General features: G+C 68.9%; 19 protein-coding genes and 1 tRNA gene. 14 read left to right on the top strand and 6 right to left on the bottom strand.

What is annotated here, in order from left to right:
• Window positions 1–38 precede the first annotated feature (38 nt).
• From OHB00_RS30390 to OHB00_RS30400, 3 genes are all read left to right on the top strand, one after another.
• Complete coding sequence (locus OHB00_RS30390) at window positions 39–617, top strand: TetR/AcrR family transcriptional regulator (protein ID WP_406439408.1); 579 nt, start codon at window positions 39–41, stop codon at window positions 615–617.
• A gap of 90 nt (window positions 618–707) precedes the next feature.
• Window positions 708–2,144: a DHA2 family efflux MFS transporter permease subunit gene (locus OHB00_RS30395; RefSeq protein WP_406439410.1), complete on the top strand. Its 1,437-nt coding sequence runs from the start codon at window positions 708–710 to the stop codon at window positions 2,142–2,144.
• 114 nt (window positions 2,145–2,258) lie between these two features.
• On the top strand, window positions 2,259–3,314 hold the full coding sequence (locus tag OHB00_RS30400) for a UDP-N-acetylmuramate dehydrogenase (protein WP_406439412.1): 1,056 nt from the start codon (window positions 2,259–2,261) through the stop codon (window positions 3,312–3,314).
• 32 nt (window positions 3,315–3,346) lie between these two features.
• Here the strand turns inward: OHB00_RS30400 and OHB00_RS30405 are convergent, their stop codons facing one another.
• Window positions 3,347–3,976, bottom strand: a complete 630-nt coding sequence (locus tag OHB00_RS30405) for an NAD(P)-dependent oxidoreductase (protein WP_406439414.1) — start codon at window positions 3,974–3,976, stop codon at window positions 3,347–3,349.
• 159 nt (window positions 3,977–4,135) lie between these two features.
• On the opposite strand from OHB00_RS30405, the gene OHB00_RS30410 reads away from it, so the two are divergent.
• Window positions 4,136–4,753, top strand: a complete 618-nt coding sequence (locus OHB00_RS30410; RefSeq protein WP_406439416.1) for a TetR/AcrR family transcriptional regulator — start codon at window positions 4,136–4,138, stop codon at window positions 4,751–4,753.
• Between the two features lie 7 nt (window positions 4,754–4,760).
• Here OHB00_RS30410 and OHB00_RS30415 read toward each other — a convergent pair whose 3' ends face one another.
• Both OHB00_RS30415 and OHB00_RS30420 read right to left on the bottom strand, forming a co-directional pair.
• On the bottom strand, window positions 4,761–5,801 hold the full coding sequence (locus OHB00_RS30415; protein WP_406439417.1) for an adenosine deaminase: 1,041 nt from the start codon (window positions 5,799–5,801) through the stop codon (window positions 4,761–4,763).
• 145 nt (window positions 5,802–5,946) lie between these two features.
• The gene (locus tag OHB00_RS30420) at window positions 5,947–7,173 is read right to left on the bottom strand and encodes a pyridoxal phosphate-dependent aminotransferase (protein WP_406439419.1); all 1,227 of its coding nucleotides are present in this window, start codon (window positions 7,171–7,173) and stop codon (window positions 5,947–5,949) included.
• 261 nt (window positions 7,174–7,434) lie between these two features.
• On the opposite strand from OHB00_RS30420, the gene OHB00_RS30425 reads away from it, so the two are divergent.
• From OHB00_RS30425 to OHB00_RS30470, 10 genes are all read left to right on the top strand, one after another.
• Window positions 7,435–7,507: transfer RNA gene (locus OHB00_RS30425), tRNA-Trp, on the top strand.
• 109 nt (window positions 7,508–7,616) lie between these two features.
• Window positions 7,617–7,898 (top strand): preprotein translocase subunit SecE, encoded by a 282-nt coding sequence (gene secE / locus OHB00_RS30430; protein WP_294005989.1) that lies wholly within the window; start codon window positions 7,617–7,619, stop codon window positions 7,896–7,898.
• A gap of 80 nt (window positions 7,899–7,978) precedes the next feature.
• Window positions 7,979–8,830, top strand: coding sequence for a transcription termination/antitermination protein NusG (gene nusG / locus OHB00_RS30435; RefSeq protein ID WP_406439422.1), 852 nt, complete (start codon window positions 7,979–7,981; stop codon window positions 8,828–8,830).
• 253 nt (window positions 8,831–9,083) lie between these two features.
• On the top strand, window positions 9,084–9,518 hold the full coding sequence (gene rplK / locus OHB00_RS30440; RefSeq protein ID WP_055515278.1) for a 50S ribosomal protein L11: 435 nt from the start codon (window positions 9,084–9,086) through the stop codon (window positions 9,516–9,518).
• 81 nt (window positions 9,519–9,599) lie between these two features.
• Complete coding sequence (gene rplA, locus OHB00_RS30445) at window positions 9,600–10,325, top strand: 50S ribosomal protein L1 (RefSeq protein WP_360239580.1); 726 nt, start codon at window positions 9,600–9,602, stop codon at window positions 10,323–10,325.
• Window positions 10,326–10,493: 168 nt separating this feature from the next.
• Window positions 10,494–11,402, top strand: a complete 909-nt coding sequence (locus tag OHB00_RS30450) for a hypothetical protein (RefSeq protein WP_406439424.1) — start codon at window positions 10,494–10,496, stop codon at window positions 11,400–11,402.
• Between the two features lie 300 nt (window positions 11,403–11,702).
• Window positions 11,703–12,233: a 50S ribosomal protein L10 gene (gene rplJ / locus OHB00_RS30455; RefSeq protein ID WP_009330729.1), complete on the top strand. Its 531-nt coding sequence runs from the start codon at window positions 11,703–11,705 to the stop codon at window positions 12,231–12,233.
• Between the two features lie 178 nt (window positions 12,234–12,411).
• Window positions 12,412–12,750 (top strand): 50S ribosomal protein L7/L12, encoded by a 339-nt coding sequence (gene rplL, locus OHB00_RS30460; RefSeq protein ID WP_406446055.1) that lies wholly within the window; start codon window positions 12,412–12,414, stop codon window positions 12,748–12,750.
• Window positions 12,751–13,303: 553 nt separating this feature from the next.
• The gene (rpoB, locus tag OHB00_RS30465) at window positions 13,304–16,789 is read left to right on the top strand and encodes a DNA-directed RNA polymerase subunit beta (protein ID WP_406439426.1); all 3,486 of its coding nucleotides are present in this window, start codon (window positions 13,304–13,306) and stop codon (window positions 16,787–16,789) included.
• Between the two features lie 97 nt (window positions 16,790–16,886).
• On the top strand, window positions 16,887–20,786 hold the full coding sequence (locus OHB00_RS30470) for a DNA-directed RNA polymerase subunit beta' (RefSeq protein ID WP_406439428.1): 3,900 nt from the start codon (window positions 16,887–16,889) through the stop codon (window positions 20,784–20,786).
• Between the two features lie 58 nt (window positions 20,787–20,844).
• On the opposite strand, the gene OHB00_RS30475 is transcribed toward OHB00_RS30470, so the two are convergent.
• From OHB00_RS30475 to OHB00_RS30485, 3 genes are read right to left on the bottom strand one after another with little or no spacing between them, the layout of a single operon-like run.
• Complete coding sequence (locus tag OHB00_RS30475) at window positions 20,845–21,120, bottom strand: hypothetical protein (protein ID WP_406439429.1); 276 nt, start codon at window positions 21,118–21,120, stop codon at window positions 20,845–20,847.
• Window positions 21,117–21,392, bottom strand: a complete 276-nt coding sequence (locus OHB00_RS30480; protein ID WP_406439431.1) for a hypothetical protein — start codon at window positions 21,390–21,392, stop codon at window positions 21,117–21,119. The genes OHB00_RS30475 and OHB00_RS30480 overlap by 4 nt, the downstream gene beginning before the upstream one ends.
• A 38-nt stretch (window positions 21,393–21,430) precedes the next feature.
• Complete coding sequence (locus OHB00_RS30485) at window positions 21,431–22,297, bottom strand: peptidoglycan-binding protein (RefSeq protein WP_406439433.1); 867 nt, start codon at window positions 22,295–22,297, stop codon at window positions 21,431–21,433.
• Window positions 22,298–22,325: the final 28 nt, after the last annotated feature.

Here is a 22,325-nt window from a genome sequence, read left to right on the forward strand (position 1 = left end):
CCTTGACTTAGTTAGTGATTGAGTACTAACTTTCTCGCATGGTCAGGATGAGTGCAGAGGAGCGACGCGAGAGCGTCGTCCGCGCGGCGATCGCGGAGTTCTCGCAGAAGGGCTACTACGGCACCTCCACCGAGGCGATCGCCAAGCGGGTCGGAGTCTCGCAGCCGTACCTCTTCCGGCTCTTTCCTGGCAAGAAGGCGATCTTCGCCGCCGCCTCGCAGCGCTGCATCGACGAGATGCGCGAGCTCTTCGAGGAGGTGGCCGAGGGGTTGCGGGGCGAAGAGGCCCTGCATGCCATGGGTGACGCGTATGTGCGGCTCATCCAGGAGCGGCCGGAGCGTCTCCAGATGCAGATGCAGACGTACATCACGGTCGCGGCCGCCGAGGCGGAGGGTGAGCGCGAGTTCGGCGAGCTCGTGCGTGCCGGCTGGGGGCGGCTGTGGGACACCGTCCATCTGCTCTCGGGGGCGGACGTCGACCGCACCACGACCTTCCTGGCCAAAGGGATGCTCATCAACACCTACGCGGCCATGGGGTTTCCGCCTGGGCACCGGGTCTGGCAGGGGATGTACCCGGACGCCGGGGCCACCGGGCGGCTGGAGAAGTGTGACGGGTGACGGGGCGGGCCGCCGTCTCCTGCCCTGGCCTTTTCATGAGCCAGAAACTTAGTGATTGCTAACTATATTCATTCACGCTCTGGGGGAGCGATGTCACAACAGACCGCACGTCGCGGGGGCGCCGGATGGGCGCTCGTCATCACCAGCGTCGCCGGATTCATGGCGGCCCTCGACAACCTCGTCGTCACCACCGCCCTGCCGTCCATCCGCAAGGACCTCGGCGGAGCCCTGGACGACCTCGAATGGACCGTGAGCGCCTACACGCTCACCTTCGCCGTCCTGCTGATGTTCGGCGCCGCCCTCGGCGACCGCTTCGGCCGGCGCCGGCTCTTCCTCGCCGGGCTCACCGTCTTCACGGGCGCCTCCGCCGCCGCGGCCATGGCGCCCGGCATCGACTCCCTGATCGCCGCCCGCGCGGTGCAGGGCGTCGGCGCGGCGATCATGATGCCGCTCACCCTCACCCTGCTGACGGCGGCCGTGCCCGAGGCCAGGCGCGGGATGGCGTACGGCATCTGGGGGGCCGTCAACGGGCTCGCGGTCGCCTCCGGGCCGCTCATCGGCGGCAGTCTCACCGAACACGTGTCCTGGCATTGGATCTTCTGGCTGAACGTGCCGCTCGGCCTCGCCCTGCTGCCGCTCGCCCGCCTCCGCCTCGCCGAGTCGTACGGCACCGGCGCCCCGCTCGACGTCCCCGGCACCCTGCTCGCCAGCGGCGGCCTCTTCGGGATCGTCTACGGCCTGGTGCGCGGCCCCGCCGACGGCTGGACCGGCCCGTTCGTGCTCACCGGGCTGTTCGCGGGCGCCGCCCTGCTCGTCGGCTTCGTCGTCCACGGCAGCCGCGCCAAGAACCCCATGCTGCCGATGCGGCTCTTCCGCTCCCGCGCCTTCGCCGGGATCAACGCGGCCAGCCTGCTGATGTTCCTCGGGATGTTCGGGTCGATCTTCCTGCTCAGCCAGTACATGCAGGGCGTGCTCGGTTACTCGCCCACCGAGGCGGGCCTCAGGATGCTGCCCTGGACCGGCATGCCGATGATCGTCGCGCCGATCGCGGGCATCCTGTCCGACCGGATCGGCGGCCGCCCGGTCGTCGCGGCCGGGCTCTTCCTGCAGGCCGCCGGGCTCGGCTGTCTGGCCTCCGTCGTCACCGCCGACGCCTCCTACGCCGCCCAGCTACCCGGTCTGATCATCAGCGGCACCGGCATGGCCCTGTACTTCGCCCCGGCCGCCAACCTGGTGATGTCCGCCGTGCGCCCGCGGGAACAGGGCATCGCCTCCGGCGCCAACAACGCGCTGCGCGAGGTCGGCGGCGCACTCGGTGTCGCGGTCATGTCGTCCATCTTCTCCGCCCAGGGCGGCTACGAGAGCGCCCAGAGCTTCGTGGACGGACTGCGCCCCGCCCTGGTCACCGGCGCGGCCGTGGTGGCCCTCGCGGGGATCGCCGCCCTGGTCATACCCGGCCGGCGGCGCGCCGCACGGCTGGTCGCCGACGGGGAGCCGGCCCCGGCGCTGGGGACCGTCGGCGGCTGACGACCGCCGACGGCACGCACGCGTGAGGCCCCGTTCCCGGTGCGGACGGGGCCTCACGCGCGCGTGCCGCTCGGGGCGGCCGGACTGCCGGCGGCGTCTCGTAGTCTTGGGCCCGTGCAGGAACTCCACGACGCCCCCCTCGCCCCCCTCACCACCTTCCGGCTCGGCGGCCCCGCCCACCGGCTGGCCACCGCGACCACCGACGCCGAGGTGGTCGCCGCCGTCCGCGCGGCCGACGACAGCGGGACCCCGCTGCTGGTCATCGGCGGCGGATCCAACCTGGTCATCGGCGACAAGGGCTTCGACGGCACCGCCCTGCGCATCGCCACCACCGGCTTCGAACTGCGCGGCACGACGCTGGAGCTGGCGGCCGGCGAGGTGTGGACCGACGCGGTCGCCCGCACCGTCGAGGCGGGCCTCGCGGGCATCGAGTGCCTCGCCGGGATCCCGGGATCCGCCGGAGCCACACCCATCCAGAACGTGGGTGCGTACGGGCAGGAGGTCTCCTCGACCGTCACCGAGGTCGTCGCGTACGACCGGCGGTCCGGCGAGACGGTGACGCTGACCGATGAGGAATGCGCGTTCTCGTACCGGCACAGCCGGTTCAAGGCCGACCCCGAGCGCTACGTCGTCCTGCGCGTCCGGTTCGCGCTGGAGGACGCCGGCGGGCTGTCGGCGCCGGTGCGGTACGCGGAGGCCGCGCGGACACTCGGGGTGGAGCCGGGGGACCGGGTGCCGCTCGCCGACGCCCGCGAGGCCGTGCTCAAGCTGCGTGCCGGGAAGGGGATGGTGCTCGATCCCGAGGACCACGACACCTGGTCGGCGGGGTCCTTCTTCACCAACCCGATCCTCACGGACGAGCAGTTCGCCGCCTTCCACGCGCGCGTGCGGGAGCGGCTGGGCGACACCGCCCAGCCGCCGGCCTACCCCGCGGGGGACGGGCGTACCAAGACCTCGGCGGCCTGGCTGATCGACAAGGCCGGGTTCGCCAAGGGGTACGGCAGCGGCGCGGCCCGGATCTCCACGAAACACACGCTGGCGCTGACCAACCGGGGCGGGGCCACGACGGAGGATCTGCTGGAACTGGCCCGGGAGGTCGTCGCCGGGGTCCGGGAGGCCTTCGGCGTGACCCTGGTCAACGAGCCGGTGACCGTCGGCGTGAGCCTCTAGAGGCAGACGTCCGCCTCCGGTTCGCCACGGGCTCAGTACGCCACGCCCACCCCCTGCTTCACCGTCCCCGCGTCCTCGGTCATCGCCAGCATCGCGTGGGCCACGTCCGCCCGGGAGATGAAGCGGCCCTTGGGCGGGAAGCCGCCCACCACCGTGCGGTAGGTGCCGGTCAGCGGCTTGTCCTGGAGGCGCGGCGGGCGTACGGAGGTCCAGTTGGTGCCGCTGCGGGACAGTTCGGCCTCCATCTCGCGCAGATCGTCGTAGACGGGTTTGAGGATGGTGGCGACCAGACCGCGCGCGGTGCGGTCCAGGAGGCCGTCGTCCGGTTCCGGGCCCACCGGCGCGGCGCTGACCACCACCAGCCGTCGTACGCCCTCCGCCTCCATGGCGGCCAGGACCGTGCGGGTCAGACGGGCCGCGACGCCGGCGTCCCCCCGGCGGCGCGGGCCCAGGCCGGACAGGACCGCGTCCCGGCCGGTCACCGCCGGGCGGATCACCTCGGAGTCCGTGAGGTCCGCGCGGACCACCTCCAGGCCCGCGCCGGTCACGGTCAGCCGGGCGGGGTCGCGGACGACCGCCGTGACCCGGTGGCCGGACGCCAGCGCCTGACGGACGATCTCCCGGCCGATGCCGCCGGTCGCTCCGAACACAGTGAGATTCATGACTGCTCCCGTTATCCGTTCCCGCACAGCACGTGTGTGGTGGGTGAGTATTCACTCACCCCTGCCTCCTCTAGAGTGGGTAAGCACTCACTCACCCGTCAAGGGCCTTCGAAGAAGTCCCGCGAATCCGCTGGAAGGGACATGTGATCCTTGGATGCCATGGAGCAGAAACCGGCCCGCGTCCGCATCCTCGACGCCGCCCACGAGCTGATGCGCACCGTCGGGCTCGCCCGTGCCACCACCAAGGAGATCGCCAGGGCGGCCGGCTGCTCCGAGGCGGCCCTCTACAAGTACTTCCCCAGCAAGGAAGAGCTGTTCGTGCACGTGCTCACCGAGCGGCTGCCGCGGCTTCTCCCGCTCCTCGGCGAGCTCACCGTCGAACCCGGCCGCGGCAGCCTTGAGGACAACCTCACTCGGATCGCCCGTCAGGCCGCCCTCTTCTACGAGGAGAGCTTCCCGATCACCGCGTCCCTGTACGCCGAACACCAGCTCAAGCGGAAGCTCGACGACACACTCCGCACCATCGGCGCGGGACCGCACGTGCCGATGAGAGCCCTCGGCGCCTACCTGCGCGCCGAGAAGGCGGCCGGCCGGATCCGCCCCGACGCCGACACCACCGCGGCCGCCACCCTGCTGCTCGGCGCCTGCGTCCAGCGCGTCTTCGCCTACGACGCGACCCCGACCGGCGAACGCCCGCCGGTCGACACGTTCGCCGCCCGTGTCGCCCGCACCCTGCTGGGCGGGCTGGCCGTCGCCGAGGAGCCCGCCCGCCCGTGAGCGGGTATCAGGCCACCGGGGCGACCAGCCAGGCGTCGATGTCCGCCAGGAGCTTGGCCTTCACGTCCTGCGGCGCCGCCGAGCCCCGGACCGACTGGCGGGCCAGTTCGGCCAGCTCGGCGTCCGTGAAGGCGTGGTGCACGCGCGCGATGTCGTACTGCGCCGCCAGCCGGGAGCCGAACAGGAGCGGGTCGTCGGCGCCCAGGGCCATCGGGACGCCCGCCTCGAAGAGGGTGCGCAGCGGCACGTCCTCGGGCTTCTCGTAGACGCCCAGGGCCACGTTGGAGGCCGGGCACACCTCGCAGGTGATCTCCCGGTCCGCCAGGCGCTTGAGCAGCCTCGGGTCCTCCGCCGCGCGCACGCCGTGCCCGATCCGGGAGGCGTGCAGGTCGTCCAAACAGTCCCGGACCGACGCCGGGCCGGTCAGCTCGCCGCCGTGCGGGGCCGCCAGCAGGCCGCCCTCGCGCGCGATGTGGAACGCCCGGTCGAAGTCCCGCGCCATGCCCCGCCGCTCGTCGTTCGAGAGGCCGAAGCCGACCACGCCGCGGTCCGCGTACCGCACCGCGAGGCGGGCGAGCGTGCGCGCGTCCAGAGGGTGCTTCATGCGGTTCGCGGCCACCAGGACGCGCATGCCGAGGCCGGTCTCCCGGGAGGTCGTCTCCACCGCGTCCAGGATGATCTCCAGGGCCGGGATCAGACCGCCCAGACGCGGGGCGTACGACGTCGGGTCCACCTGGATCTCCAGCCAGCCCGAGCCGTCCTTCACGTCCTCCTCGGCCGCCTCCCTGACCAGCCGCCGGATGTCGTCGGGCTCCCTGAGGCAGGAGCGCGCAGCGTCGTACAGCCGCTGGAAGCGGAACCAGCCCCGCTCGTCGGTGGCCCGCAGTCTCGGTGGTTCGCCGCTGGTCAGGGCGTCGGTCAGCGCCTCGGGAAGGCGTACGCCGTACTTGTCGGCCAGTTCCAGGACGGTTGCCGGCCGCATCGAACCGGTGAAGTGCAGATGCAGATGAGCTTTCGGCAGCTCAGAGACATCACGTACGTGCTCCATTCCAGGATCCTGCCGTACGTACCTGTCGTACCGGAAGCGGATTCCCCGTTAGTGGCCTTGCTCGCACGGGCGAGCGGGTGCACGAGAACGGGCCGCCTCCCCGGAGGGAGACGGCCCGCACGCGCGCGTGGAGCGCGAAAAGGCGTCAGTCCTTCGCCTCGGCCAGCAGCTTCTGCATCCGGCTCACGCCCTCGACGAGGTCCTCGTCACCGAGCGCGTACGACAGACGCAGGTAGCCGGGCGTGCCGAAGGCCTCGCCGGGGACGACCGCGACCTCGGCCTCCTCCAGGATCAGCGCGGCCAGCTCGACCGAGTCCTGCGGGCGCTTGCCGCGGATCTCCTTGCCGAGCAGTGCCTTGACCGACGGGTAGGCGTAGAAGGCGCCCTCGGGCTCGGGGCAGAGCACGCCGTCGATCTCGTTGAGCATCCGCACGATCGTCTGGCGGCGCCGGTCGAAGGCCTCGCGCATCGTCGCCACGGCCTCCAGGTCGCCGGTGACGGCGGCCAGGGCGGCGACCTGCGCCACGTTGGAGACGTTGGACGTGGCGTGCGACTGGAGGTTCGTGGCCGCCTTCACGACGTCCTTGGGGCCGATGACCCAGCCGACCCGCCAGCCGGTCATGGCGTACGTCTTCGCCACGCCGTTGACCACGATGCACTTGTCGCGCAGCTCGGGCAGGATCGCCGGCAGCGAGGTGAACTTCGCGTCCCCGTAGACCAGGTGCTCGTAGATCTCGTCCGTGAGGACCCACAGACCGTGCTCCACGGCCCAGCGGCCGATCGCCTCGGTCTCGGCCTCGCTGTAGACCGCGCCGGTCGGGTTGGACGGGGAGACGAAGAGGACGACCTTCGTCTTCTCGGTGCGGGCCGCCTCCAGCTGCTCCACCGAGACGCGGTAGCCGGTGGTCTCGTCCGCGACGACCTCGACCGGGACACCGCCGGCGAGACGGATGGACTCCGGATACGTCGTCCAGTACGGGGCGGGGACGATGACCTCGTCGCCCGGGTCGAGGACCGCGGCGAAGGCCTCGTAGATGGCCTGCTTGCCGCCGTTGGTGACGAGGACCTGGGAGGCGTCGACCTCGTAGCCGGAGTCGCGCAGCGTCTTCGCGGCGATCGCGGCCTTCAGCTCGGGCAGACCGCCGGCCGGGGTGTAGCGGTGGTACTTCGGGTTCTTGCAGGCCTCGATGGCGGCCTCGACGATGTAGTCCGGCGTCGGGAAGTCGGGCTCACCGGCGCCGAAGCCGATCACCGGGCGCCCGGCGGCCTTGAGGGCCTTGGCCTTGGCGTCCACGGCGAGGGTGGCGGACTCGGAGATCGCGCCGACTCGGGCGGAGACCCGGCGCTCGGTGGGAGGGGTTGCAGCGCTCATGGGGCCCATCGTTTCAGACCGGAAACCTGCCCGGCACGCCGGTTTCACGGACTGAACAACTTCGGGCCGAACCATGAACAGGCGTGCGGATCCGGCCCCCGGCCAGGACGATCTTCCGTACGGCCCCCCGGGCTTGCCACTTTCTGTTCGACGCGGCGCCGCGGACCACGTACACTCTCACCTCGTTGGCCTTCGACAGCCGTGCCTGAGCGGGTGCACACCGAGCACCCGGCCGGATGCGGTACGTTGGGGGACACACAAAGGGTCGTAGCTCAATTGGTAGAGCACCGGTCTCCAAAACCGGCGGTTGGGGGTTCAAGTCCCTCCGGCCCTGCTACACACACCGCCAGGATGTGTGCGCATGTACGTACAAGCATTGCACCGCCGTGCGGCTCCAGAAACCGGGCGCGGCACGGCCATGACCCGGGACCAGGTGAGGACGAATGACGGACGCCGTGGGCTCCATCGACACGCCTGATGCCGATGAGGTGCAGGAGTCCAAGAAGGGCCGCAAGGGCGGCAAGCGTGCCAAGAAGGGCCCGCTGAAGCGCCTCGCCACCTTCTACCGCCAGATCATCGCGGAGCTCCGCAAGGTGGTCTGGCCGACTCGAAACCAGCTGACGTCGTACACCACCGTGGTGATCTTCTTCGTCGCCATCATGATCGCTCTGGTGACCGTGATTGACTATGGGCTCAACCACGCGGCCAAGTACGTCTTCGGCTGAGCACAGAGCGAAGGGCGCCGTGGTACCGGCGCCCGTTTTCGCATGTTCCACCCCTATGTATCCAGGAAGAAGCAGCCATCGTGTCTGACCCGAACCTGAACGACGCCGTCGAGCCCGAAGAGGCCGTCGAGGACGAGCTGGACATCGTCGAGGGCGCGGACGAGCAGGACGAGTTCGAGGCTGCCGAGGCCGAACTGGGGGAGCCGGCCGAGGAGACCGCGGTCCACGTCGAGGACGAGGACGAGGCGGACGACGAGGACGCCGACGAAGCCGAAGAGCTCGAAGAGGCCGTCGAGGAAGAGCCGGCCGAGCCGGTCGACCCCGTCCAGGCGCTGCGCGAGGAGCTGCGCGTGCTCCCCGGCGAGTGGTACGTCATCCACACCTACGCCGGCTACGAGAACCGCGTGAAGACCAACCTGGAGCAGCGCGCCGTCTCGCTGAACGTCGAGGACTACATCTTCCAGGCCGAGGTGCCGCAGGAAGAGGTCGTCCAGATCAAGAACGGCGACCGCAAGACCATCAAGCAGAACAAGCTGCCGGGTTACGTGCTCGTCCGGATGGACCTGACCAACGAGTCGTGGGGTGTCGTCCGCAACACCCCCGGCGTCACCGGCTTCGTCGGCAACGCGTACGACCCCTACCCGCTGACCCTGGACGAGATCGTCAAGATGCTCGCGCCGGAGGCCGAGGAGAAGGCGGCACGCGAGGCGGCGGAGGCCGAGGGCAAGCCGGCGCCGCAGCGCAAGGTCGAGGTCCAGGTGCTGGACTTCGAGGTGGGCGACTCGGTGACGGTGACCGACGGTCCGTTCGCCACGCTGCAGGCGACGATCAACGAGATCAACCCGGACTCCAAGAAGGTCAAGGGTCTGGTGGAGATCTTCGGGCGTGAGACGCCGGTGGAGCTTTCGTTCGACCAGATTCAGAAGAACTAGCGGTAGCACCTCAGCTGCGGGCCGGTGGGGGCTGGTCGGGCCCGCGCGGCGGCAGCCGCTGGTTCACCACGACCCCGCGCCCCTTTCGGGGCGCCCGAGTGGACGTCCGTGCCAGGTCAGGCGCCTTTCCTTGGCCCCTGACCTGCTCGGTTTTTGGCCGCGCATCTATACCCGTTATCGTTGTGCGGTATGCCTGCGTTCGGGTTGGTCCCCTCGCGCAGGCAGGACCCGAAATGAAAGGACCCGGAGAGCTATGCCTCCCAAGAAGAAGAAGGTCACGGGGCTCATCAAGCTCCAGATCAACGCCGGTGCGGCGAACCCGGCCCCGCCGGTCGGCCCCGCGCTCGGCCAGCACGGCGTCAACATCATGGAGTTCTGCAAGGCCTACAACGCCGCGACCGAGTCGCAGCGCGGTTGGGTCATCCCGGTCGAGATCACGGTCTACGAGGACCGCTCCTTCACCTTCATCACCAAGACCCCGCCGGCCGCGAAGATGATCCTCAAGGCCGCTGGTGTCGAGAAGGGTTCCGGCGAGCCGCACAAGACCAAGGTCGCCAAGATCACCGAGGCGCAGGTCCGCGAGATCGCCCAGACCAAGCTTCCCGACCTGAACGCCAACGACCTGGACGCCGCGTCGAAGATCATCGCCGGCACCGCCCGCTCCATGGGCATCACGGTCGAGGGCTGAACCCCACCTTCGTAGAACCACCGTGGTAGGGCCTGCTCGGCCCGTACACCACGACTCCTTCAGAACACACAGGAGCAAGTTGTGAGCAAGCGCAGCAAGGCCCTTCGCGCTGCGGACGAGAAGATCGACCGGGAGAAGCTGTACGCCCCGCTCGAAGCCGTCCGTCTCGCCAAGGAGACCTCCACGACCAAGTTCGACGGCACCGTCGAGGTCGCCTTCCGCCTGGGTGTCGACCCGCGCAAGGCCGACCAGATGGTCCGTGGCACCGTGAACCTCCCGCACGGCACCGGTAAGACCGCCCGGGTCCTGGTCTTCGCGACCGGTGACCGTGCCGAGGCCGCGCGTGCCGCGGGCGCCGACATCGTCGGCGCCGACGAGCTGATCGACGAGGTGGCGAAGGGCCGTCTGGACTTCGACGCCGTCGTCGCCACCCCGGACCTCATGGGCAAGGTCGGCCGCCTCGGCCGCGTCCTCGGCCCGCGTGGTCTGATGCCGAACCCGAAGACCGGCACCGTGACCCCGGACACCGCCAAGGCTGTGACCGAGATCAAGGGCGGCAAGATCGAGTTCCGCGTCGACAAGCACTCGAACCTGCACTTCATCATCGGCAAGACGTCCTTCGAGGACGACAAGCTGGTGGAGAACTACGGCGCGGCGCTGGAGGAGATCCTCCGTCTGAAGCCGTCCGCCGCCAAGGGCCGCTACATCAAGAAGGCCGCGGTCAGCACCACCATGGGCCCCGGCATCCCGGTCGACCCGAACCGCACCCGCAACCTCCTCGTCGAGGAGGACCCGGCCGCCGTCTGAGCCACGCGCTCGGTCCGGTAGCCGCGTCAGGGACGCGACACCACCAGGACGGGCCTCGCAGCCGAAAGGCTGTGGGGCCCGTCCTGTTGTTCGTGCGACTTCCGGCGCCCTGTCAGTGCCCTGGGTTAGCGTCGAGGGAGACGGGACCTTCACGGGGGGTGAGGCGGGATGAAGAGCCGGGGAGCGCGTCGTACGGCCGTCTCGATCGCGGTGGTGGCCGCGCTGACCGGGGTGGCCGCCTGCTCCGCCGGGGCCTCGCAGAGCTCCGGCAAGGAGGACCGGGCCGGCGCCCGCGCCGCGACCCGGGTCAGTCCCGTCGCCGCGCTGCGCTCCGCGGAGAAGTCCACGAACAGCGCCGACTCCGCCCGGGTCCGCTCCACCACGACCATGGGATCCCTGCTGTCCATGACCACGCACGGCAGCCTCGCCTGGGACGCCGGCATCACCGGCACGGTCACCATCACCTACACCGGCGGCAGCACGGCCGAGCTGATGCGCCGGCTCGGCACGACGTCGATGGAGGCCCGCTATCTGCCCGACGCCTACTACGCGAGGATGAGCGACACGTTCGCCGCGCAGACGGGCGGCAGGCACTGGATCCGGTACGGGTACGGCGACCTGTCCTCGCTCGCCGGCGGGTCCGGCGCGCTGCTCCAGGACCAGATGCAGAACACCACGCCCAACAAGTCGGTACAGATGCTGCTGGCCGCCGGCGACGTGCGGAAGGCCGGCGAGGAGAAGGTCGACGGCCAGGCCACCACCCACTACACGGGCACGGTGAACGTGGCCGACCTGGCCGGGCGGAACAGCAGCCTCACGGCGAGCCAGCTGGCCGGTCTGAAGAAGCAGCTCACCCAGGCCGGCGTCAGCACCGAGACCGTCGACATCTGGGTCAACGACCGCAACCTGCTGGTCAAGAAGACCGAGAAGGCCGACACGGCGACGGGCACGATGACCCAGACCGCGCACTACAGCGACTACGGCGTGAAGGTCAGCGCGCAGCAACCCCCGGCCGGCGACACCGCGGACTTCGAGACGCTGCTCAAGAGGCAGGGCGCGAGCGGGCTGACCTCCTGAGCCGCCCCCCTTCAGCCGCCCGGGCGGGGCCGATTTGCTTGACAGTGCATCGGTCCCGTACTCTCCTAACGAAGCCAAAGACCGCTGGTCGTTGCCGTGTGCTCGCAAGAGCGTGCGGTGGCCGAAGGATCCGCTGAACCGCGGACGACCCGCGCAGGTGACTGTGGAAGTGCTCCCGGAGACGCGCGCATCGCGTGTGTGACTTCGGTCGAGCTACGCCCCGTGCGCCTGCGCCGGGGCGTTTCGTTTCCCCAGCCCCTTCTGAGCGGTCCTCATCACCCGGAAGGAGGCCGACGCTCTATGGCAAGGCCCGACAAGGCTGCCGCGGTAGCCGAGCTGACGGAGCAGTTCCGCAGCTCGAACGCCGCCGTGCTGACCGAGTACCGGGGTCTCACCGTGGCGCAGCTCAAGACGCTGCGCCGGTCGCTCGGTGAGAACGCCCAGTACGCCGTGGTGAAGAACACGCTGACCAAGATTGCGGCCAACGAGGCCGGGATCACGACGCTCGACGACCTGTTCAACGGTCCGACGGCGGTCGCCTTCGTCACCGGTGACCCGGTGGAGTCGGCGAAGGGTCTTCGTGACTTCGCCAAGGACAACCCGAACCTCGTCATCAAGGGCGGTGTCCTTGACGGCAAGGCGCTGTCCGCCGACGAGATCAAGAAGCTTGCGGACCTTGAGTCCCGCGAGGTTCTGCTCGCCAAGCTGGCGGGCGCCCTGAAGGGCAAGCAGACGCAGGCTGCTCAGGTCTTCCAGGCGCTCCCGTCGAAGCTCGTCCGCACCGTGGACGCGCTTCGCGCCAAGCAGGACGAGCAGGGCGGTGCCGAGTAACTCGGCTCGCGAAATGACCGCCGCCTGAAGCCAGTGCCCGAGGCACGGCGCCGAGGGAGCGGTCGTAGCGGGCCGAACGTACGCCCGCCAGACATGTACATCCGGCACCCGCCGATTTAGTGGAAGGAAAGCCATCGTGGCTCTCACCCAGGAAGAACTGCTCGCCGAGTTCGAGACCATGACCCTGATCCAGCTCTCCGAGTTCGTGAAGGCGTTCGAGGAGAAGTTCGACGTCACCGCCGCCGCCGCGGTTGCCGTCGCGGGCCCGGCCGGTCCGGCCGCCCCCGCCGAGGCCGTCGAGGAGAAGGACGAGTTCGACGTCATCCTCACCGGTGCCGGCGACAAGAAGATCCAGGTCATCAAGGTCGTGCGCGAGCTGACCTCCCTCGGTCTGAAGGAGGCCAAGGACCTGGTGGACGGCGCCCCGAAGCCCGTCCTGGAGAAGGTCGCCAAGGACGCCGCCGAGAAGGCCGCCGAGTCCCTCAAGGGCGCCGGCGCCTCCGTCGAGGTCAAGTAAGGCCCCTGAGGTCGAGCAGACCTCTGTGCGCTGAAACACGTCCCCCGGGGCTGTAACGCGCAGACCGCGAAGAGCGATCATCCATCCGGGTGGTCGCTCTTCGGCGTTCCCGGAAGGCCGACCACGGTTGCCTTGCACCCGTGACGGCGGGGGGTATGGTGATCTTCGTCGTGTCTCCGGCGCACCGGGTTTGCGCAGCGGGGCCTTGACGAACCGCACGCAGCGCGCAATTCTCAGGACGCGTCGCCAGAACGGTCCGAATCCGAGGCATGGATCGGCGACGAAGAGGGCAGTATCAACGTGCGTTGAGGGCAGGCAGGACGCAGGCGTTGACGATGGCGAGGGTCTCAGAAAATGGGGACTGGACATCAGTGTGCCAAGTGGCTACACTGACCCTTTGCGCTGCCTGTTAACTATCCCCTGCCCGTCACCAGGGGTCTGCCCTCACCCGAATGCCGACGACCGAGCCTCTCTGAACTGGGGTTTCTGTCTCTGTGTCCGGGAAGGGACCGGGGAGCGCGTAGTGAGTCCGAGCCCTCGGAAGGACCCCCTCTTGGCCGCCTCGCGCACTGCCTCGAACGCGAATATGAACAACGGCGCCAGCACCGCCCCGCTGCGCATCTCTTTTGCAAAGATCAAGGAGCCTCTTGAGGTTCCCAACCTGCTCGCGCTGCAGACCGAGAGCTTTGACTGGCTGCTCGGGAACACCGCTTGGCAGAGTCGGGTCGAGGAGGCTCTGGAGTCCGGTCAGGACGTCCCCACCAAGTCCGGTCTGGAGGAGATCTTCGAGGAGATCTCCCCGATCGAGGACTTCTCCGGGTCGATGTCGCTGACGTTCCGCGACCACCGCTTCGAGCCGCCGAAGAACAGCATCGACGAGTGCAAGGAGCGCGACTTCACGTACGCGGCCCCGCTCTTCGTCACGGCCGAGTTCACCAACAACGAGACCGGTGAGATCAAGTCCCAGACGGTCTTCATGGGCGACTTCCCGCTCATGACGAACAAGGGCACCTTCGTCATCAACGGCACCGAGCGTGTCGTGGTGTCGCAGCTGGTCCGTTCGCCCGGTGTCTACTTCGACTCCTCGATCGACAAGACGTCCGACAAGGACATCTTCTCCGCCAAGATCATCCCGTCCCGGGGTGCCTGGCTGGAGATGGAGATCGACAAGCGCGACATGGTCGGTGTCCGTATCGACCGCAAGCGCAAGCAGTCGGTCACCGTGCTGCTCAAGGCGCTCGGCTGGACGACCGAGCAGATCCTTGAGGAGTTCGGCGAGTACGAGTCGATGCGCGCCACCCTGGAGAAGGACCACACCCAGGGCCAGGACGACGCGCTGCTCGACATCTACCGCAAGCTGCGTCCGGGCGAGCCCCCCACGCGTGAGGCCGCGCAGACGCTCCTGGAGAACCTGTACTTCAACCCGAAGCGCTACGACCTCGCCAAGGTCGGCCGCTACAAGGTCAACAAGAAGCTGGGCGCGGACGCCCCGCTCGACGCCGGCATCCTGACCGTCGAGGACATCATCTCGACGATCAAGTACCTGGTGAAGCTGCACGCCGGCGAGACCGAGACGGTCGGCGACAGCGGCGGCTCCATCGTCGTCGAGACCGATGACATCGACCACTTCGGCAACCGTCGTCTGCGCAGCGTCGGCGAGCTCATCCAGAACCAGGTCCGCACCGGTCTGGCCCGTATGGAGCGCGTCGTCCGCGAGCGTATGACCACCCAGGACGTCGAGGCGATCACGCCGCAGACCCTGATCAACATCCGGCCTGTCGTCGCCTCCATCAAGGAGTTCTTCGGCACCAGCCAGCTGTCCCAGTTCATGGACCAGAACAACCCGCTGTCGGGTCTCACCCACAAGCGCCGTCTGTCGGCTCTTGGCCCGGGTGGTCTCTCCCGTGAGCGGGCCGGCTTCGAGGTCCGTGACGTGCACCCGTCGCACTACGGCCGCATGTGCCCGATCGAGACCCCCGAAGGCCCGAACATCGGCCTGATCGGCTCGCTCGCCTCCTACGGCCGGGTCAACGCGTTCGGTTTCGTCGAGACCCCGTACCGCAAGGTCGTCGACGGCCAGGTCACCGACGAGGTGGACTACCTGACCGCCGACGAGGAGGACCGCTTCGTCATCGCGCAGGCAAACGCCGGCCTCACCGACGAGCTGCGTTTCTCCGAGGCCCGGGTGCTCGTCCGCCGCCGTGGCGGCGAGGTCGACTACGTCGCCGGTGACGACGTGGACTACATGGACGTCTCGCCGCGCCAGATGGTGTCGGTCGCGACCGCCATGATCCCGTTCCTTGAGCACGACGACGCCAACCGTGCCCTCATGGGCGCGAACATGATGCGCCAGGCCGTGCCGCTGATCAAGAGCGAGTCCCCGCTCGTCGGCACCGGCATGGAGTACCGCTCCGCGGTCGACGCCGGCGACGTGGTCAAGGCCGAGAAGGCCGGTGTGGTCCAGGAGGTCTCCGCGGACTACATCACCACCGCCAACGACGACGGCACGTACATCACCTACCGGCTGGCCAAGTTCGCCCGTTCCAACCAGGGCACCTCGGTCAACCAGAAGGTCATCGTGCTGGAGGGCGACCGGGTCATCGAGGGCCAGGTCCTCGCCGACGGTCCCGCCACCCAGAACGGCGAGATGGCGCTCGGCAAGAACCTGCTCGTGGCGTTCATGCCGTGGGAGGGTCACAACTACGAGGACGCGATCATCCTGTCGCAGCGCCTCGTGCAGGACGACGTCCTCTCCTCGATCCACATCGAGGAGCACGAGGTCGACGCCCGTGACACCAAGCTCGGCCCGGAGGAGATCACCCGGGACATCCCGAACGTCTCCGAGGAGGTCCTCGCCGACCTCGACGAGCGCGGCATCATCCGCATCGGCGCCGAGGTCATCGCCGGTGACATCCTCGTCGGCAAGGTCACCCCGAAGGGCGAGACCGAGCTGACCCCCGAGGAGCGGCTGCTGCGCGCGATCTTCGGTGAGAAGGCCCGTGAGGTCCGTGACACCTCGCTGAAGGTGCCGCACGGCGAGACCGGCAAGGTCATCGGCGTGCGCGTCTTCGACCGCGAGGAGGGCGACGAGCTGCCGCCGGGCGTGAACCAGCTGGTCCGCGTCTACGTCGCGCAGAAGCGCAAGATCACCGACGGTGACAAGCTCGCCGGCCGCCACGGCAACAAGGGTGTCATCTCGAAGATCCTTCCCATCGAGGACATGCCGTTCCTTGAGGACGGAACTCCGGTCGACATCATCCTCAACCCGCTCGGCGTCCCGTCCCGAATGAACCCGGGACAGGTCCTGGAGATCCACCTCGGCTGGCTCGCCAGCCGCGGCTGGGACGTCTCCGGCCTCGCCGACGAGTGGGCCCAGCGTCTCCAGGCCATCGGTGCCGACCAGGTCGCCCCGCGCACCAACGTCGCCACCCCGGTCTTCGACGGTGCCCGCGAGGACGAGCTGGCGGGTCTGCTGCAGCACACCATCCCGAACCGCGACGGCGACCGCCTGGTCCTCCCGTCCGGCAAGGCGCGGCTGTTCGACGGCCGCAGCGGTGAGCCGTTCCCGGACCCGATCTCGGTCGGCTACATGTACATCCTGAAGCTGCACCACCTGGTCGACGACAAGCTGCACGCCCGTTCGACCGGCCCCTACTCGATGATCACCCAGCAGCCGCTGGGTGGTAAGGCCCAGTTCGGTGGCCAGCGGTTCGGCGAGATGGAGGTGTGGGCGCTGGAGGCGTACGGCGCCGCTTACGCCCTCCAGGAGCTGCTGACCATCAAGTCCGACGACGTCACCGGCCGCGTGAAGGTCTACGAGGCCATCGTCAAGGGCGAGAACATCCCCGAGCCCGGCATCCCCGAGTCCTTCAAGGTCCTCATCAAGGAGATGCAGTCGCTCTGCCTGAACGTGGAGGTGCTGTCCAGCGACGGTATGTCCATCGAGATGCGTGACACCGACGAGGACGTCTTCCGCGCTGCGGAGGAGCTCGGCATCGACCTGTCCCGGCGCGAGCCGAGCAGCGTCGAAGAGGTCTGACGGGAGTCCGGCGGGCCCTGAGCCATCAGGGCCCCGCCGACCCCCAGGCCCCCGTTTCAGACCAAAGACTCACAACCCTGAGAGGGATTGACGCATAGTGCTCGACGTCAACTTCTTCGACGAGCTCCGGATCGGTCTGGCCACCGCTGACGACATCCGTCAGTGGAGCCACGGCGAGGTCAAGAAGCCCGAGACCATCAACTACCGCACCCTCAAGCCGGAAAAGGACGGGCTCTTCTGCGAGAAGATCTTCGGCCCCACCCGGGACTGGGAGTGCTACTGCGGCAAGTACAAGCGCGTCCGCTTCAAGGGCATCATCTGCGAGCGCTGTGGCGTCGAGGTCACGCGCGCCAAGGTGCGCCGTGAGCGGATGGGCCACATTGAGCTGGCCGCGCCCGTCACGCACATCTGGTACTTCAAGGGTGTCCCGAGCCGGCTGGGCTACCTGCTCGACCTGGCTCCCAAGGACCTTGAGAAGGTCATCTACTTCGCGGCGTACATGATCACGTTCGTCGACGAGGAGCGTCGTACCCGTGACCTGCCCTCCCTGGAGGCGCATGTCTCCGTGGAGCGCCAGCAGGTCGAGAACCGCCGGGACGCCGACCTGGAGGCCCGCGCCAAGAAGCTGGAAAGCGACCTGGCCGAGCTGGAGGCCGAGGGTGCCAAGGCCGACGTGCGCCGCAAGGTGCGCGAGGGCGCCGAGCGTGAGATGAAGCAGCTGCGCGACCGTTCGCAGCGCGAGATCGACCGCCTCGACGAGGTGTGGACCCGCTTCAAGAACCTCAAGGTCCAGGACCTGGAGGGCGACGAGCTGCTCTACCGCGAGCTGCGCGACCGCTTCGGCACGTACTTCGACGGCTCGATGGGTGCCGCGGCGCTGCAGAAGCGCCTGGAGTCCTTCGACCTCGACGAGGAGGCCGAGAAGCTCCGCGAGATCATCCGCACCGGCAAGGGCCAGAAGAAGACCCGTGCGCTCAAGCGCCTGAAGGTCGTCTCCGCGTTCCTGCAGACCAGCAACAGCCCCAAGGGCATGGTCCTGGACTGCGTGCCGGTCATCCCGCCGGACCTCCGCCCGATGGTGCAGCTGGACGGTGGCCGCTTCGCGACCTCCGACCTGAACGACCTGTACCGCCGTGTGATCAACCGGAACAACCGACTGAAGCGCCTTCTCGACCTCGGTGCGCCCGAGATCATCGTGAACAACGAGAAGCGCATGCTCCAGGAGGCCGTGGACGCCCTCTTCGACAACGGTCGGCGTGGTCGCCCGGTCACCGGTCCCGGTAACCGCCCGCTGAAGTCCCTGAGCGACATGCTCAAGGGCAAGCAGGGTCGCTTCCGTCAGAACCTGCTCGGCAAGCGAGTCGACTACTCGGCGCGTTCCGTGATCGTCGTCGGCCCGCAGCTGAAGCTGCACCAGTGCGGTCTGCCCAAGGCCATGGCGCTGGAGCTCTTCAAGCCGTTCGTGATGAAGCGCCTGGTCGACCTGAACCACGCGCAGAACATCAAGTCCGCCAAGCGCATGGTGGAGCGCGGCCGCACCGTCGTGTACGACGTCCTCGAAGAGGTCATCGCCGAGCACCCGGTGCTGCTGAACCGTGCGCCCACCCTGCACCGCCTCGGCATCCAGGCCTTCGAGCCGCAGCTGGTCGAGGGCAAGGCCATCCAGATCCACCCGCTCGTCTGCACCGCGTTCAACGCGGACTTCGACGGTGACCAGATGGCCGTGCACCTGCCGCTGTCCGCGGAGGCGCAGGCCGAGGCCCGCATCCTGATGCTGTCCTCGAACAACATCCTCAAGCCCGCCGACGGCCGTCCGGTGACGATGCCGACCCAGGACATGGTCCTCGGTCTGTTCTTCCTCACCACCGACGGCGAGCTGCGCGACACCAAGGGCGAGGGCCGTGCGTTCGGCTCCACGGCCGAGGCGACCATGGCGTTCGACGCCGGCGAGCTGGCGCTGCAGTCGGCGATCGACATCCGCTTCCCGGTGGGCACCATCCCGCCGCGCGGCTGGACCCCGCCGGCCGTCGAGGAGGGCGAGCCGGAGTACCAGACCGGTGACACCTTCCGGCTGCGCACCACCCTGGGCCGCGCGCTCTTCAACGAGCTGCTGCCCGAGGACTACCCGTTCGTCGACTACTCGGTGGGCAAGAAGCAGCTCGGCGAGATCGTCAACGACCTGGCCGAGCGCTACCCCAAGGTCATCGTGGCGGCGACGCTCGACAACCTGAAGGCGGCCGGCTTCTACTGGGGCACCCGCTCCGGTGTCACCGTGGCCATCTCCGACGTCGTCGTCCCCGAGGCGAAGAAGGCGATCGTCGCGGGCTACGAGGCGCAGGACGAGAAGGTCCAGAAGCAGTACGAGCGCGGTCTGATCACCAAGGAAGAGCGCACGCAGGAGCTCATCGCGATCTGGACCAAGGCGACCAACGAGGTCGCCGAGGCGATGAACGAGAACTTCCCCAAGACGAACCCCATCTTCATGATGGTTGACTCGGGTGCCCGAGGAAACATGATGCAGATGCGGCAGATCGCCGGTATGCGTGGTCTGGTGTCGAACGCCAAGAACGAGACCATTCCGCGTCCGATCAAGGCGTCCTTCCGTGAGGGTCTGTCCGTGCTGGAGTACTTCATCTCCACGCACGGTGCCCGTAAGGGTCTCGCCGACACCGCCCTGCGTACCGCCGACTCGGGTTACCTGACCCGTCGTCTGGTGGACGTCTCGCAGGACGTCATCATCCGCGAGGAGGACTGCGGCACCGAGCGCGGCCTTAAGCTGCACATCGCGGAGGTCGGCGCGGACGGCGTGCTGCGCAAGGCGGAGAACGTCGAGACGTCCGTGTACGCGCGCTGCCTCGCCGAGGACATCGTGGTCGACGGTCAGGTCCTGGCCCCGGCCGGCACCGACCTCGGTGACGTCCTCATCGAGGAACTGGTGGCCCGTGGCGTCGCTGAGGTCAAGACCCGCTCGGTCCTGACCTGCGAGTCCGCCGTCGGCACCTGCGCCATGTGCTACGGCCGTTCGCTGGCCACCGGCAAGCTGGTCGACATCGGTGAGGCGGTCGGCATCATCGCCGCCCAGTCCATCGGTGAGCCCGGTACCCAGCTGACGATGCGTACCTTCCACACCGGTGGTGTGGCCGGTGACGACATCACCCAGGGTCTGCCGCGTGTCGTCGAGCTCTTCGAGGCCCGTACCCCGAAGGGCGTCGCCCCGATCTCCGAGGCCGAGGGCCGGGTGCGGATCGAGGAGACCGAGAAGACCAAGAAGATCGTCATCACCCCGGACGACGGCAGCGACGAGACGGCGTTCCCGATCTCGAAGCGCGCCCGGCTCCTGGTCAGCGAGGGCGAGCACGTCTCGGTGGGCCAGAAGCTCACCGTGGGTGCCACCAACCCGCACGACGTGCTGCGCATCCTGGGCCAGCGTGCCGTCCAGGTCCACCTGGTCGGCGAGGTCCAGAAGGTGTACAACTCGCAGGGTGTGTCGATCCACGACAAGCACATCGAGATCATCATCCGGCAGATGCTGCGCCGCGTGACGATCATCGAGTCCGGCGACGCCGAGCTGCTGCCCGGCGAGCTGGTCGAGCGCTCGAAGTTCGAGCACGAGAACCGTCGTGTGGTCCAGGAGGGCGGTCACCCGGCCTCCGGCCGTCCGCAGCTGATGGGTATCACGAAGGCGTCGCTGGCGACGGAGTCGTGGCTGTCCGCGGCCTCCTTCCAGGAGACGACCCGAGTCCTGACGGACGCGGCGATCAACGCCAAGTCCGACAGCCTCATCGGTCTGAAGGAGAACGTCATCATCGGTAAGCTCATCCCGGCCGGTACGGGTCTGTCCCGCTACCGCAACATCCGGGTCGAGCCGACCGAGGAGGCGAAGGCCGCGATGTACTCGGCCGTCGGCTACGACGACATCGACTACTCGCCGTTCGGCACCGGCTCCGGCCAGGCCGTCCCGCTGGAGGACTACGACTACGGTCCCTACAACCAGTAGTAGTTGGTTCTGAAGGGCGGTCACCCCGTTTCGTACGGGGTGACCGCCCTTCGGCGTTTCAGCGAGCGGTGAGCTCCAGCGCCGTCACCACCACCGTGGCCAGGGCGGCCAGCGCGCCGATGCTGGCGAGTGGCCACCGCGTCCGTTCCAGGGCGTCCAGGCGCTGCTCGTGCTCGGCGAGCTGCCTGTCGGTCTGGTCGCTGCGCTGGACGAGCAGCGCGAGCGAGCCGTCGACCCGGGCGAACCCGGCCTCGACGGTCCCGCGCAGCCGCTCCAGCTCGACGGCGACGGCGGTCGGGTCGGAGAGGTAGTGCACCGCGGACGGTTCGGTCATGCGTCCCTCCGTTCCGTGTCCGGCCTGGCCAGTTTCAGGAGGGTGGCGTCGGTGTTCGTCGCCACGTCCGTCCGCAGCCAGCCCGGCAGCAGCGCCTGTACGGCCGACAGGGCCATGACCCTGGTGACCCCGGCCGCGACGGCCAGCGCGCCGGCGGCCCAGGGGAGGGTGTCCGGGATGCCGGCGGCGTCGACGACCGTCGGCAGCAGGACGCACAGGCCGACAGCGGTTTGTACGACGGTACGGAGGGTGCGCTTGGCGGCCTCTGACATCGTGAACCTCGTTTCTTCGGACGGCGGTCGGACGGCGGTCAGGAGCTGTACGGGACCTTCAGCGCCGCCCAGGACTTCGCGCCCGGCCAGCCGTCGGCGGAGGAGCCGGTGTAGCCGAGCTTGCGCTGCCACTTGGCGTACGACGCCCGGTCGGCCTCGGTCCACTGCGGGCCGGGCCCGGCGGAGTAGGCCGAACAGCCGTTGGCCACCAGCCGCTTGCCCATCGCGGTGACGATCGCCGACTTCGGGTTCTTCCGGAACCACGCGGCGCCCGGGAAGGGCTGGTAGGCGGTGGTGCCGGGGGAGGTCTTTGTCTGCAGCCGGGCGGCGACCCGGCTCCGGAAGTCGGCCATCGCGAAACCGCGGGGGTCGATCTTCGTGTTCGTCCACTCCTTGTGGCCGATGACCGACCGCGCGCTCCAGCCGTGCGCCCGGCACAGCGCGGCCGACGCCCGGACCATGGCGTCCAGCTGGACGTCGGGCCAGGGGTCCTTGCCGTCGCCGAGGTTGACGCACTCGAAGCCGTAGAAGTGGACGTTGCCGTCGGTGTTGTTCTGGTTCGGTGCCGGGAGGGCGGCGCTCTCGGCGATGACGGCGGCCAGGACGTCGCCGTCGCCGCTGCCGGCGTGGTTGGCGCGGCCGTTGCCGACGAGGTGGACCGTGCCGTCCTTGGCGATGACGCCGTGGCAGAGCGGGCCGGGCAGGTCGGAGCGGCCGGCGAAGCACATGCTGACGGAGGTGCTGGTGCCGGAGGTCACGGTGTGGTGGATGATCACGCCGTTCACCGGGCCCCAGGCTCCGTGACCCGCACGGTTGTGGGTGCGCCAGCCGTCGTGCTCGACGACGGCGACGCCCTCGGCACGCAGGGCGGACACGAGGGCGTCGGCGGAGAGGGGTGTGGCCATGGGCGGTTCCTTCGAGGAGATGCGGACA

The sequence above is a fragment of the Streptomyces sp. NBC_00631 genome (genome assembly GCF_045206895.1).
Lineage (GTDB): Bacteria > Actinomycetota > Actinomycetes > Streptomycetales > Streptomycetaceae > Streptomyces.

Coding starts and splice junctions, on each gene's coding strand:
- OHB00_RS30405 (WP_406439414.1), bottom strand. CDS start 3,976: ATGAATCTCACTGTGTTCGGAGCGACCGGCGGCATCGGCCGGGAGATC.
- OHB00_RS30390 (WP_406439408.1), top strand. CDS start 39: ATGGTCAGGATGAGTGCAGAGGAGCGACGCGAGAGCGTCGTCCGCGCG.
- OHB00_RS30420 (WP_406439419.1), bottom strand. CDS start 7,173: ATGAGCGCTGCAACCCCTCCCACCGAGCGCCGGGTCTCCGCCCGAGTC.
- OHB00_RS30410 (WP_406439416.1), top strand. CDS start 4,136: ATGGAGCAGAAACCGGCCCGCGTCCGCATCCTCGACGCCGCCCACGAG.
- OHB00_RS30475 (WP_406439429.1), bottom strand. CDS start 21,120: ATGACCGAACCGTCCGCGGTGCACTACCTCTCCGACCCGACCGCCGTC.
- OHB00_RS30450 (WP_406439424.1), top strand. CDS start 10,494: ATGAAGAGCCGGGGAGCGCGTCGTACGGCCGTCTCGATCGCGGTGGTG.
- OHB00_RS30480 (WP_406439431.1), bottom strand. CDS start 21,392: ATGTCAGAGGCCGCCAAGCGCACCCTCCGTACCGTCGTACAAACCGCT.
- rplJ (WP_009330729.1), top strand. CDS start 11,703: ATGGCAAGGCCCGACAAGGCTGCCGCGGTAGCCGAGCTGACGGAGCAG.
- OHB00_RS30485 (WP_406439433.1), bottom strand. CDS start 22,297: ATGGCCACACCCCTCTCCGCCGACGCCCTCGTGTCCGCCCTGCGTGCC.
- rplL (WP_406446055.1), top strand. CDS start 12,412: ATGACCCTGATCCAGCTCTCCGAGTTCGTGAAGGCGTTCGAGGAGAAG.
- rplK (WP_055515278.1), top strand. CDS start 9,084: ATGCCTCCCAAGAAGAAGAAGGTCACGGGGCTCATCAAGCTCCAGATC.
- OHB00_RS30415 (WP_406439417.1), bottom strand. CDS start 5,801: ATGGAGCACGTACGTGATGTCTCTGAGCTGCCGAAAGCTCATCTGCAT.
- secE (WP_294005989.1), top strand. CDS start 7,617: ATGACGGACGCCGTGGGCTCCATCGACACGCCTGATGCCGATGAGGTG.
- OHB00_RS30395 (WP_406439410.1), top strand. CDS start 708: ATGTCACAACAGACCGCACGTCGCGGGGGCGCCGGATGGGCGCTCGTC.